The sequence below is a fragment of the Anaeromyxobacter oryzisoli genome (assembly GCF_022690765.1).
Taxonomy (GTDB): Bacteria; Myxococcota; Myxococcia; order Myxococcales; family Anaeromyxobacteraceae; genus Anaeromyxobacter; species Anaeromyxobacter oryzisoli.
Genome location: NZ_JALCZA010000016.1, coordinates 32,155 through 44,273 on the forward strand (window position 1 = coordinate 32,155; position 12,119 = coordinate 44,273).

At 70.2% G+C, this 12,119-nt stretch carries 7 protein-coding genes; 3 read left to right on the forward strand and 4 right to left on the reverse strand.

All coding sequences use genetic code 11. The features are described 5' to 3' along the window. Positions 1-9: 9 nt before the first annotated feature. On the reverse strand, positions 10-1,446 hold the full coding sequence (locus MNZ27_RS07905) for a cytochrome C (protein WP_242393497.1): 1,437 nt from the start codon (positions 1,444-1,446) through the stop codon (positions 10-12). 1,449 nt (positions 1,447-2,895) lie between these two features. Here MNZ27_RS07905 and MNZ27_RS07910 point away from each other — a divergent pair. After that, positions 2,896-5,670, forward strand: a complete 2,775-nt coding sequence (locus MNZ27_RS07910; protein ID WP_242393498.1) for a multiheme c-type cytochrome — start codon at positions 2,896-2,898, stop codon at positions 5,668-5,670. Between the two features lie 852 nt (positions 5,671-6,522). Here MNZ27_RS07910 and MNZ27_RS07915 read toward each other — a convergent pair. The 3 genes from MNZ27_RS07915 to MNZ27_RS07925 all read right to left on the reverse strand — a co-directional run bounded on the left by MNZ27_RS07915 (position 6,523) and on the right by MNZ27_RS07925 (position 10,253). Continuing rightward, positions 6,523-8,223, reverse strand: coding sequence for a CxxxxCH/CxxCH domain c-type cytochrome (locus MNZ27_RS07915; RefSeq protein WP_242393499.1), 1,701 nt, complete (start codon positions 8,221-8,223; stop codon positions 6,523-6,525). Positions 8,224-8,769: 546 nt separating this feature from the next. Further along, complete coding sequence (locus MNZ27_RS07920; protein WP_242393500.1) at positions 8,770-9,744, reverse strand: zinc metalloprotease; 975 nt, start codon at positions 9,742-9,744, stop codon at positions 8,770-8,772. Continuing rightward, positions 9,741-10,253 (reverse strand): hypothetical protein, encoded by a 513-nt coding sequence (locus MNZ27_RS07925; protein WP_242393501.1) that lies wholly within the window; start codon positions 10,251-10,253, stop codon positions 9,741-9,743. The genes MNZ27_RS07920 and MNZ27_RS07925 overlap by 4 nt, the downstream gene beginning before the upstream one ends. Positions 10,254-10,416: 163 nt before the next feature. On the opposite strand from MNZ27_RS07925, the gene MNZ27_RS23960 reads away from it, so the two are divergent. After that, a complete protein-coding gene (locus MNZ27_RS23960) occupies positions 10,417-11,397 on the forward strand; it encodes a cytochrome c3 family protein (RefSeq protein WP_242393502.1) in 981 nt (326 codons plus the stop codon). A gap of 17 nt (positions 11,398-11,414) precedes the next feature. Next, positions 11,415-12,077 (forward strand): cytochrome c3 family protein, encoded by a 663-nt coding sequence (locus MNZ27_RS23965; protein WP_242393503.1) that lies wholly within the window; start codon positions 11,415-11,417, stop codon positions 12,075-12,077. The last annotated feature ends 42 nt before the right edge of the window (positions 12,078-12,119 follow it).

Below are 12,119 nucleotides of genomic sequence, written 5' to 3' on the forward strand. Positions count from 1 at the left end.
TTCCGGCTGCTAATCCTTGCCGTGGCACTTGTTGCACAGCGAGCGCTGGTACGTGCCGATCGCCGTGGTGCCGGCGCCGACCGGGCGGTCGTAGTAGCCGGCCTGCGTCTGCTGGAGCGTGCGCGCGCCGGCGGTGCCGGTGGTGACGACCGTCGCCGAGCCCGTCGCGCCGTTGGTGTAGTTCACGCCGTCCGTGAGGAACGTCGCGTTCTGATCCCAGCGCACCATGCTGTCGAACGCCGTCGCGTGCGCGCGGTGGCAGGACAGGCACATGACGTTGGCGCTCGGCCCCGCGGCGATGATGCTGTTCGGCACCGCGGCGCCCTTCAGCGTGGCGAGCGTCGCGCTCTTGCCCAGCTCGAACGGGACGAGCGACGTGTACTTGCTGGTCGCGGCGCTGTCGACCACGCCGCTCGACACGTACGTATTGTAGACCTGGATCTGCCCGGCGTGGAAGAGCGCCTCGCCGCCGGCCGGGTGGCGGAGCCCCGCGACACCCGAGGTGTAGCCGTCGATGTGGATGTTCGTGTGGCAGTTCTGGCACCACTCGGACATGCCCGTGCCGTAGGCGACGCGGACCTCGGACGTCCCCTCGCCCGAGTTGTAGGTCCCCGGCGCGACCGCGACCGGCGGGTCGTTCGGGAACGGCGACGACGTGTTCGACGCCGGGGCGTAGTTCTGGCCGGCGAGGAGGCGGTACGTGCCGATCGCGTAGGCAGCCGTGGGGACCTCACCGTACGAGCCGGAGGCGGCGATGGGCAGCGTGGCGGGCGAGCCCGGGTACGGGCCGGCGAAGGCGATCCCGTTCGCGGCGGTGCCGATCTGCATGCGGTAGCGGCCGTGCGGGTCGTGGCAGCTCGAGCACGCGAACTGCTTCCGGCCGGGGCCACCCTGCCACGTTCCACCCGGGGCGATCGTGAGGTCCGGGTCGACCGCGAGGGCGAAGTCCGCCGCGGCGACGTTGTGGCCGTGGCGCTGGCTCGGGCTGTTGGTCCAGTCGAAGTCGCTCCGGAGCCAGCCGAAGTCGCCGCCCGGCGTCCGGTTCGTCGGCGGGGTCGTGCCGGTCGTCAGGTCGGCGATCGTGAACTGGTTACCGCTCGCGGCCTTCGCGCCCGCGTGGCAGACGAGACAGGTCGAGCTCTGATCGGTGCCCTGGAGCAGGTAGGCGTTGGTGACGTTCGTCCACGGCGCCACCTGCGACGTCGGCCCCGTAGACTTCGCGACGCCGCTCGAGGCGTTGTGCATCACGTGGCAGCCGTCGCACGCGGCGACGCCGCCCGCGTGGAAGGCCTGGGAGTCCGGCTGGCTGCCGGTGACCGCCGGCTGCTGGTACATGCCGCTGGGCGGCGTGACGCTCTTGCCCCCCATCCCGGTCACGGCAGTCTGAGCGTTCGCGTCGAGCGCGAACGCAGCGACCGCTGCCAATGCAAGCTTCAACGTTCTCATATTCCCCATCCTCAAGTGCCGCCCTCCCGCCTTTGGCGGGCGTGGCGTTCGGTTGCACTGCGGGTCACAGCTACTCCCCTCGAACTGCCTAGGCACATCGGACAAGGCACGGCTGGGCGGAGGTGCGAACAGCAACGAACGTGCCGCATTCACCACAAGCAACCACCTCGACGTTTCGCGGACTTCGCCGGCGCGGCGCGGCGCCGCATTGAGCGCATTCACCCAGCCGTCGTTTGCGCTATGGCCTGCAACGATCGCGCAGGCCCGGCGGGGTCGCGAGAGGGCGAGTGTCGTCATATCGGCGCGGAAAGACTCGGCGATCTTGCGTGCGAGCTCGGCGGCACCACCCCGTTTGGCGCACCGCGCGCCTCGGCGCGGAGCACTCGCACGCTCGTCCGAGCCGTGTCCGCCAGCGTCGCAAATCACATTGTGCATCCAGGGGTTCCTCCGGTCAGCCTTCGTTCGCGGTCGGTGAGGCGGGTGGCTTCGATGGAGGGAGCCGGATCCGGGAATGCGCGGGCCTCGGCTCGCCTATCCGTGAAGACCCACGCAACTTGGCGAGCCTGGGGGTTATGCCCCAGCACTCGGCCGTGACGCCGATTGCTGCGCCCGGTCGACTCGACCGCGGATCTCGATCCCTTCAGCGATTTGAGCACGCACGTCCGAAGCCGTTTGAGCAGGAAGTCTGCCCGGCCCTCGCGGGCCGCGGTGTTCCGTTGGTCGATTTGGCGACCGTTTGTCGCGCCCTCGCTGAGTCCATCCCGCGGCGCTCGGCTCGAAATCGGGCCGGCGACCGCGCGTCGCCTGCGTGGGATGCCCCATGGCCAGGTTCAAAACTCCCACGCCCCGTTTGCATGCACGCCATGTCGCCGGCCGACGAGCGCGGTCCGCGCCTCATCCGACCGTATGGACTCCCAGAATTTGACCTGCGCGTTCACGCGCACGAATCGCCTTCGAGATCGGCCTGATTGGGTCGCGCGCAATTCGGCGCTCGCGAGGACGTGTTCCGGGAGGCTGGGGCGACGCCGGGATCCGCCGTCGTTTCGGCCGATTCCGTTCGCGCGACGACTGTCCGAGCTCGCCGTCATTGCGTCCGCACGACAGAGACCGAGCGCAAATCATGATTTGTCGCAGCCTGCGTGATTTCCCCCAGCCGACCCGCTCGAACCCGCCGTTTCGCCGTGGCGCCCCCGGGTACGCTTCTTGCGGAGAGCCCGCCCGGCTCATCGGAACGGCCACGGGATCATCTCGACGCAGGGCCTGGGCACCCGGCGTCTGGAACTGAACAGGTCGCGCTGAGCGACCCTATCGGGGGAATCACACATGCGTCGTGTCTCGTTGGCACTCGCGCTCTTGGGCGCGGTGACCGCAGCTGGATGCAGCAGCGGAGCGAAGAGCTCCGGCGCTGGCGGAAATCAGGGCGTCCCCGGCTCGACGTTCACCCTCACGGTGAACGTGTGGGCCGGCGGCAGCGTCAAATCCCAGACGGGGACGAAGAACGCGGACGGCACCTACACCTATACGAACGACGGCAAGCTCAGCTGCACCGGGCTGGCCACGTGCTCGGCGGACTATCCGTATGGCGCCGTGGTCCGGCTGCTGCCGACCACCACCACCGGTAACTACTTCAACGGGTTCGCCGGCGATTGCCAGGGCTACGTCTGCGATCTCACCGGCAACGCCGAGAAGTCCGTGATCGCGATGTTCACCAAGACCCCGGAGAGCCACCCGAACTGGATCGGCGACTCGACGGTGCACCCCACCAAGATGGGCGAGCTGAACTGCATGCAGTGCCACGGCAGCGGCCTGCAGGGCATCGGCATCGCGCCCAACTGCTACTCCTGTCACAAGGCCGACGGCACCGGCGGGCCGCTGCAGCAGACGGGCGCGACGGCACAGGAGATCTGCACGACGTGCCACCCGCAGAGCATCGGGACGACCCAGCACCAGGCCGTCTACAACAAGTTCACCGACGGGACGGCGACCGGCGGGACGCTGTTCTCCGGGTCGATCAGCTCGGTCACGGCCACCGCGCTCACGGACGGCTCCGGCCTCTTCAAGATCACCGTCAAGTTCTCGCTCGCGAAGAGCGGCACCGCGCTGACCACCACCCAGTACAGCGCCCTCGGCCAGAAGCGGCTCTCGATGACGAAGTACGACGCGGCCACCAAGAAGTTCTACGCCGTCAAGTACGTCGAGCCCTCCGACGGCAGCACGAAGTCGGTGTCCTTCGGGACGCCGACCATCGGCACCGACGGCCTCTTCACGACGACTGCCGCGAAGGCGCCGTTCGACCCGAACGCCGTGGGCGCGCCCATCTCGATGTTCTACTTCTACTTCGCCGACACCCCGGTCATCCCGCCCTCCGGGCACTACTTCCTGCCTGACAACACCATCAGCATCTCCACCGTGACGGGCGGCGCGATCGACTGGTCCTCGACCGCCAATGCCGCGGCCTGCACGAAGTGCCACGGCACGCCATATGGGAAGCACGGCTACCGCCAGGCGGTGGTCGCCGGCCTCCCGGACCTGGCCTCCTGCAAGGCTTGCCACTACGATGATCGCGGCGGCGTGGACTTCAACCTCGCGATGACCTACGAGGATCCGGCGCGGCTCGCGTACCTCGAGACCCAGCCGCTCGTCGGTGGTGAGATCCCGTGGTCGCCCGAGGACGAGGCGACGTACGCGTACACCGCGACGACGATGCAGGACACGCACATCTCGCACGCGAAGGAGTTCCTCTACCCGCAGTCGATGGCGAACTGCGCGACCTGCCACGAGGGCAAGCTCTCCCAGATCCTCACCGACGCGAACTTCACGGCCGCCACCTGCAAGAGCTGCCACCTGTTCGTCGGGGTGAACGGCGCGGACTCGAAGCGCGCGCCGAAGCTCACGCCGGCCTATCACAACATCGACTGGGTGAAGGGCGTCCTGCTCGAGACCGACCAGGTGACCGGTCTCGTGACCGAGATGCAGTGCAACGAGTGCCACAACGCGACCTGGGTCGCTCCGTGGGACCCGACGGGGCTTACGAAGGCCCCGGTGTTCTCGCAGCTCCACTCCGGCTACAACTCCGCGATCTACAACTCTGCCGGCGTGAAGTACGCGAGCGCCATCTCCACGAGCGCCGTGGCGTCCTATGACCCCGCGACGAAGAAGATCACCGCCACCTTCACCGTGACCGGCGCCGACGCGGGCGCGATCGTCAAGCCGACGGTCGTGGTCAGCCTCTACGGCTACGACACGAAGGACTTCATGATCAGCGGCCACTCCAGCCAGTTCGCGGACAAGACCCCGAACCTCGAGTGGTCCGAGGGCGCGGTCATCCGGGGCACCACCACCCCGGCCAACACGAGCCGCCTGACGGTCCTCCCTGCGACCGCCTCGGCGGGCGTCACCACCTGGACCGCGACGGCGGACCTGACGGCCTGGGCCGCCAACCTGACCGACGGCAGCATCAAGAAGGCCGAGATCGGGTTCCTGCCCTCGATCGGCGTCAACCAGGCGGCGGCGCCGCAGTGCGATGCGACGAAGACGAACTACAACAAGTGCATCGCCATCGGCGGCGCGACCGCGACGGTCGACCTGACCACAGGCCTCCAGGACAACGCGATGTACGGGAAGGACATCGTGGACCCGGCGAAGTGCAACAAGTGCCACGACGCGCTGGCCGTCGAGTTCCACAGCCCGAACTACGGTAGCGCGGGCGTGGTCGGCTGCCGGCTCTGCCACTTCGTCGGCGCCGGCGGCTCGCACCTCGAGATGCAGTCCCGGTCGATCGACTCGTACGTCCACGCGATCCACTCGTTCCAGGCGTTCGACGTCAACGGCGTCAACTTCACGGACACGGTCCAGAACTTCGAGTACGAGCACCACATCAGCGCGACGTACCCGAACTTCACGATCCTGAACTGCGAGTCGTGCCACAACGCCGGCAAGTACGACCTGCCGGACCCGAAGAAGTCGCTGCCGGGCATCCTCTCGGCCTCCTCGACGGTCAACAAGGCCCGGTCGATCAGCGGCGTGTCCACCGTCGTCGTCGGCCCGGCGTCCCGCGCCTGCGGCTCGTGCCACCGTTCCGAGGCGATCAAGGCGGATGACGCCGCGGCGCTCAGCCAGCTCGACCAGCACGCGGCGACGTTCGGCGTGCGCGAGGGCACCAGCGCGACGACGCCGAGCATCACGGACGTGTTCCTCAACGTGATCAAGCGGCTGTTCCCGTAACGCGTGAACCGAGCGAGGTGGGCTCCGCCCCACCTCGCTCATCGCTGTAACCGAGAGCCCTGCGAGCGCCTCTGCTCGCAGGGCTCTCGCGCGTCTGGGGCTCGGAGCGGCATCGCGGAGCTTCGCCCCACGAGCGGTCGCCGGCGGCCGGGTCCACTCGACCGCCCGCCCGCCCCTGGGCCCGCGCCGACCTCGAAGGCCAGCTTTCTCGTGCGTGAGTTTCGGCCGCCCTCGGGCGCCTCGAGCCTCACGTGTGCTCGCATGGTCGGCGCGCCGCAGCGCTGCGCTGGTCCTGAGCCCCGCGATCGAGGGGATGAGCCCAGCCCCCAAGTCGTGCCTCGGAACATCCTCCCGGGCTTGGCTCTACGCCGTCGGGCCGCAGGGCTCCTCGACCCGGATGGCGCTACGCCCAACCCCCGACTCACGCCCCCGCCCGCAAACGCACTTCTCTCGGTCAGGCGACCCGGAACATCCTCCCGGGCTTGGCTCTACCTCGTCGGGCCGCAGGCTCCTCGATACGGATGGCGCGACGCTCACGCCGCCGACTCACGCCTCCGCCCACACACGCACCTCTCTCGGTCGGGCGACCCCGGGCGAACGGAAGTTCGAATCGCCTGCGCTGCTCCGTCGTCGTGTGCCCGACTCGGCGACGGCATCGTATGCCTCGCAACGGGCTCGACCCAACCGGGAGGCGCTATAGGTCATCGAACGACGGGCGCGCGTGCCGCCCGAGCTCGATTCATGGTCACGAGAGCGCGCCCGCGGGTAAGCCCGGCTGGCGACCCGCCGGATACGACGCGGCCCGCCCCGCGAGCGCGGGGCAGGCCGGAGGTGCTGCTCGAGCTCGCCGCGCTACCAGCGCTGGACCGTGCCCACGCCCGAGTTGACGTGACACGAGGCGGTGCACGACCTGTTCACCGGGTCCCACGTGGCCGTGAACGCCTTCAGCCCGGTCCCCGCCGGCGAGTAGACCATGTCCGGCTTCCCGTTCACGTGGAGGCCCGCATAGTAGGTCCCCTGCGCGGAGCCGTAGTGGCAGTTGGCGCACGAGTCGTAGCCGTTGGACTGCAGCGCGCGGCGGTGGTACTCGTGGTTGTTGCACCCGGTCGTGCCGCAGTAACGGGTATTGGTCGGAGCGGTCGCGTAGGCGTTGCCGACGACGATCGCCCCGGTCGGCGGCGGCAGGGCGTGGCAATCCGTGCAGCCCAGGATCGGCGTCGCCAGCGCGTAGTCGTTCGTCCACTTCATCAGGGTGTTGACGCCGCCGGCGTTCGGGACGCCGTGGCAGTAGCTGGTGCACGTCCCCGCGACCGGGTCATAGGCCCCGAGCGGCGACGGCAGCCTGGCGAGCTCGGCGGTCCCCAGCGCCGGGAACGCGCTGGCGGCCTCGATCGTGACGGTCGCCCGCCGCTCCGCGCCGACGTGGGCGAGCGTCGAGGGGATGGGGTGACAGGTCGAGCACTGGAAGCGTGGCGCCGGGACGAAGCCGCCGTTGAAGAGGTGGATCGCGTGCTGGCCGGTCCGGTCCGGAGCCTCCACCCCGGTGAGCCGCTGCGAGATCGCGTCCGGCGGTGCGGCCAGATCGAGATCCGCGGCCGCGTAGGCCGGGGTCCGCTGACCGTGACAGAACGTGCAGTTCGACTTCCAGTCGGTCCCGGACCAGCCGCCGCCCCCCTCGGTCGTCGGGGCCGCGTGGCAGGTGTTGCAGCTCCGGCCGCTCGCGATCAGGACCTCGTAGCTCGCCCCGTGGCAGCTCGTGCAGTAGGGCGTGGCCGGATTCGACGAGACGGCGCTCAAGAAGTCGTTGCCGTGGATCTTCGGGTCGTTGTAGCCCGCGGCGTGACCGCTCGTCGCGTCGATCGAGCCGTTCATGTGGTTCCCGCCGGCGATGATGTTCCCGCTCTCGTCCACGGTGCCCTGGTGGCAGCCCCAGCAGGTGGTGGTGTCGCTCGAGACCGCCGGGTGGACCCCGTTCTGGGGCGGCGCGAGGTGGCAGAAGTTGCAGTTCGCCAGCCAGCTCGGGTAGCCGTTCCTCGCGTGGCAATCGGTGCACGACGGCGCAATGCCCACGCCACCGTAGGTTGCGCCGTGGCAGTACGTGCACTCGAACGTGTCCGGCTTCTTCGCGATCCAGTCGAGGAACGCGGGGCCGTGGAGCGCCGGGTCGGTGAAGTTGACGTGCTGGGTCCTCCCCGCCTCGCCGAACACGGCGGCGACGAACTTGTCCGCGCCGTAGGTCGCGGTGTCGAGGATGCACACGCCATTGACCTGCTGCCGGCCGATGCAGTCACCGGCCCAGGTCGCGAACATGTTGCCGGCGTCCGGAGTCGCCGTGAGCACGGCCTGCTCGTCCCAGGCATACGGCGCCGGTCCGCAGGTCTTCCCGACCGTACCGCAGGCGATGCGGCCGTCGCCGGACGTGACCTCCCCGCCCGTCTGCCGCGAGACCGTCACGAGGTACGTCGAGCCGAACTGCCCGGGCCGCGCGCTCGTCGAGGTGGATGGTCCGCCGCCGGAGCACCCCGAGATGGCTGCGACCAGACCGCTCACCACGGCAGCACGGATCGTCCTGCGGCGACACGTATTCACGCGGCCCCCGTATGTCGATACACGCCCAACGCCTCCGCCGATGCAGCGCGCATGCCGTGGAACCCCACGAGCGATTTGCCGAACCGCCTGTATTTCCAGCTCCAACGTCTTGGTCCCTGATGCGGCGTGGGTGAATTCGCCCAGCGTCGGAGCACGCGCTCCGCGACATGTGGCCGGCTCGTCACCAGGCCATTCACACCAATCGGCGAGGTGCACGCCCCCGCACACTGCGAAGGGCCTCTTCGCCATGCTGCAGGCGCCACAACCGACCGTGCCGCAAGACCTCGCGTCACGAGCTCGCCGCCCGACGCAGCAATCTGGAGCGTGGGGGAACTCGCTCAGCCCTTTCAGAGCAAACTGGGAGTTATCCCCTACCGCGGAGGAGGTGCGGCTTCGTATTCCCCCGCGGCCCTTCGACTCCGGCTGGCGCAGAAGGCCTCCAACGTCCACGAATGGAGAGGGCCCGCGGCTCTCCGTGTCGCGCGCTCACGACGGGTGAGGAACGGCGCGTCAGCGCTGACGCCGCCGTCCCCGCCCGGCCAGGAGCACCGCGGCGAGGAGCCCGCCGGCGATGCCGGTCCCCCCCCCTGCAGCGCAGCCACCGCCGCTCGAGCTGCTCGACGGAGAGGGGATCTTCCCGTCCGGCAGGCACGTCGGGGTCTCGCCGCCCACGGGGTAGATCGTGCAGACGCCGTTCACGTCGTCCGCCGAGAGCGCCCGCTGCGAGACGAGGCCGACCTGCGGCACCATCACCGGGTCTCCGGCCGGGCACACGTCGTACGGCGCGGGAAACGCGTTGCTGCACACGTGATCGAGCCCCAGCATGTGCCCCGCCTCGTGCGTGACGACCGCGGTCACGTCCACGGCGCTGCAATCGGTCTGACCGTACGGTGGGTCGCTGCACTTCGGCGCCGAGGGTGCCTCGCAGGTGAACAGCGAGCCGACCGCCGGGTACGCCCCGTCCCAGCCGTTCAGCTCCATGTCCGCGTCGAGGATCTCGCCGGTCGCGGAGTCGAACGTCGTGGTCGTGAGCCCGATCGTGCCGACCTCGTTCTCCCAACAGTTGAACTTCGCCGCGCACGCGCCCGGCGTGGCGGCGCACGGATCGAGGCCGACCACGTCGTTGCACTGCGCGCTGCGGAACACCACCAGGTTCACCCCGTCGTGGCCGACGCGCGTCAGGTCGGTGGACGATCCGTGCACGAACTGGAAGTTTGTGCAGGCGGAGGTCTCGCCGGTGCGCGTCGCGCTGCCCCACGTCGCGAGCCCCTGCACCGCAGCCGCCTCCGCGTTCGTGGCGCTCTGGCACGGCGCCGGCGACGCGCGCGTCGCGTTCACCCGGTACGTGACCGCCCGGTCGCGCCACCACAGGCACAGGCCGGTGTTCGGGTGGCCGGGCGTGGTCGTCTCTCGAACGTAGCCGGCCGCGGGGGCAGCGGTGGCGATCAGCGCGGCCGCGGCGATCGTGCGTGCGAACGGGGTCATCGGGTGCTCCTCACGCGCCGCTCGAGCTCGGAGAGCGGCATCTGTTCGGAACGCCGCTCGCCTGCGCGAACGGAGGTCCGGGTGAACGTCAGGTTCGACAGATCGGGTCGGGCGACCGGCCCCACCACCGAGAACTTGCCCTGGGCGAGGCCCGTGACCCGGAACGCGGCGGGCCCGGCGTGTCGGAGGAAGAGGACGACCTCCTCGCCGGGCGCGATCGCCGGGGCCGCGTCCACCCGCTGCCCGAAGCGCCCGATCACCCCGCCGGGGACGACCACGCGCGCGATGGCCGGGAGCGCGCGGCCGCGCAGCACCGCGATGGTACGCACCTCGTAGGTCGTGAACACCCGCAGGCCGTCGTCGGTGCGCTGCGCCCACGACGTGGTGACGCGCCCGCGCACCACGGCGTCGGATGCCCGGGCGAGCTCCTCGATCGAGACCGCGACCGCCTGCGCGCCCAGCGCGGGGCTTGCGGAGAGGAGCGCGGCGGCGAGGACGAGGGCACGCATGGCGCCGGGGATCATACGTCCTTCGGGTTCCCCGATTGGCCGGACCCGTTAGGTTGCGGCGTCCTGCCATCCACCGAGAGTGCGGCGGGGCGTGCGTGGATTGGCTCCACGACACAAACGTGACTCGATTCGTGATTGCTTCGTCGGTGGTACGTTGTGCGGCGTGCCCGCGTCGCTCACCGTGCTGCTCGCAGCGGCCCTCGTCGCGGCGGAGCCGCAATCGACGGGTGAGCAATGGGCCTCGGTCGTCCCCCTGGACCTGATGCTCGGCGCCGGTCCGATGGATCCGCTCGAGGAGACGATGTTCGGGGTCCTCCCGCCGGCGCCGACGGTCCTCGTGCGGCAGACTCGCTACTACGGCGTGATCACCGTCGACCACCGCGCGCACGTCGCCCGCCGCATCTCCTGCAGGAGCTGCCACGGTTCGGCGCCCGTCGGGAAGATCACCTTCACGCCGAGGGTCGCGCACGAACGGTGCCTGGGGTGCCATCAGACCATCGCGAAGGGGCCCACGAAGTGCCAGGGGTGCCACGTCAAGTCGGCGCCGCCGCCGGGGGCGCTCCAGGTGGCGGCCGCCGCGCCCAGGCCGGAGGCCACTCCGAAGGCGGAGCCCCCGGGTCCGCCCGCGCCCAACCCCGGGAACGTCGCCGCCGCGCTCGCCGCGTTCGACGCACCGAAGGCCGGCGCGGGCGGCGGCTCGTTCGGAAAGGGGGCCTTCCACCGGTCGCTCGAGATGGGCTTCGCCGCCGGACACGCGCAGGGAGCGTCGGTGGGCGGCTCCGTTCGCCTCGTGTTCCAGCAGGATTGGATCCTGCTCTCGCACGGCTACGAGCGGCTGAGCTCGAACGGCAGCGCCCGGACCTTCGGGCTGTTCGGCGCGGGGCTCTCGCAGCCGGTGCGCGGCCGGCTCTCCTTGCAGGCGGTGGGCCTCGTCGGCTTCGACGTCGTGGATCGCCCGCTGGTCGTGCTCTTCCCGTCGATCGGGGCGCGCGCCGGCGTCGAGCTGCGAACGCGGTCCCGCCTCATCCAGAAGGTCACGGCGTCGGTCACCGGCGTCGTCGACCTCTCTCGCCGGGCGTTCGATCGCGACGTCGGCGCGTTCACCCTCTACGGCACCCTCGCGACCGGCTTCGCCTTGCCGTGACGCCACGAGCCGGATCCGTGTCCCGTTCGTCCATTCCTCCGGCCGGCGCCGACGCGCGGACCGCCGCGAGGGCGTGGACGGCGATCGCGGTGGTCGTCGCGTCGCTCGCACCGGCGGCGGCGCTCGCCTACGGCGGCCACGATTCGGTCGGCTGCACGGGGTGCCACACGCTCGCCCCCGCGGACGGTTCGAGGGGCGGTGGGGCGGTCTTCGCCGCCCCCCCGAACCCGAAGCTCGTCGAGCCGAGGACGAACCGGCCGTACACGGGGACCACGGCGTTCTGCCTCTTCTGTCACGCCGAAACCGACCGAGGCGGCCAGGGCTACCTCACGGTGTCGCGGCACACCAGCCATCCCTTCGGCCTCCCGAGCGTGAACCGGAAGGTCGCGCGCGTGCCGCCGGAGCTCCTCCGCGAGGGGGGCCGGTTCGAGTGCCTCTCCTGTCACGACGTCCATCCGTCCAACCCGAACTACCGTTACCTGCGGGTGGACGTCGGCAAGGACGGAGAGGAGCTGGAGAAGGTCTGCGTGACCTGCCACCCGGCGAAGTCCGCGCGCGGTGGTCGTGAGGTGGTCCGCTTCGACAGCATGGACGAGACGCGGGCGTCCCCCTCTCCCGACCGGACCGCGGTGCCCGCAACCGAGGCCACGTCGGCGCCGGCTCCGGGCGGGGCTCCTTGAAGGTCGCCCGGCTTGCGGGTGGCCCCGCTCGACTCCATGCTG

Bases quoted from the DNA above. Each gene is read 5' to 3' on its own strand.
- MNZ27_RS07925 (WP_242393501.1), bottom strand. From the start codon at position 10,253: ATGCGTGCCCTCGTCCTCGCCGCCGCGCTCCTCTCCGCAAGCCCCGCG.
- MNZ27_RS07905 (WP_242393497.1), bottom strand. From the start codon at position 1,446: ATGAGAACGTTGAAGCTTGCATTGGCAGCGGTCGCTGCGTTCGCGCTC.
- MNZ27_RS07920 (WP_242393500.1), bottom strand. From the start codon at position 9,744: ATGACCCCGTTCGCACGCACGATCGCCGCGGCCGCGCTGATCGCCACC.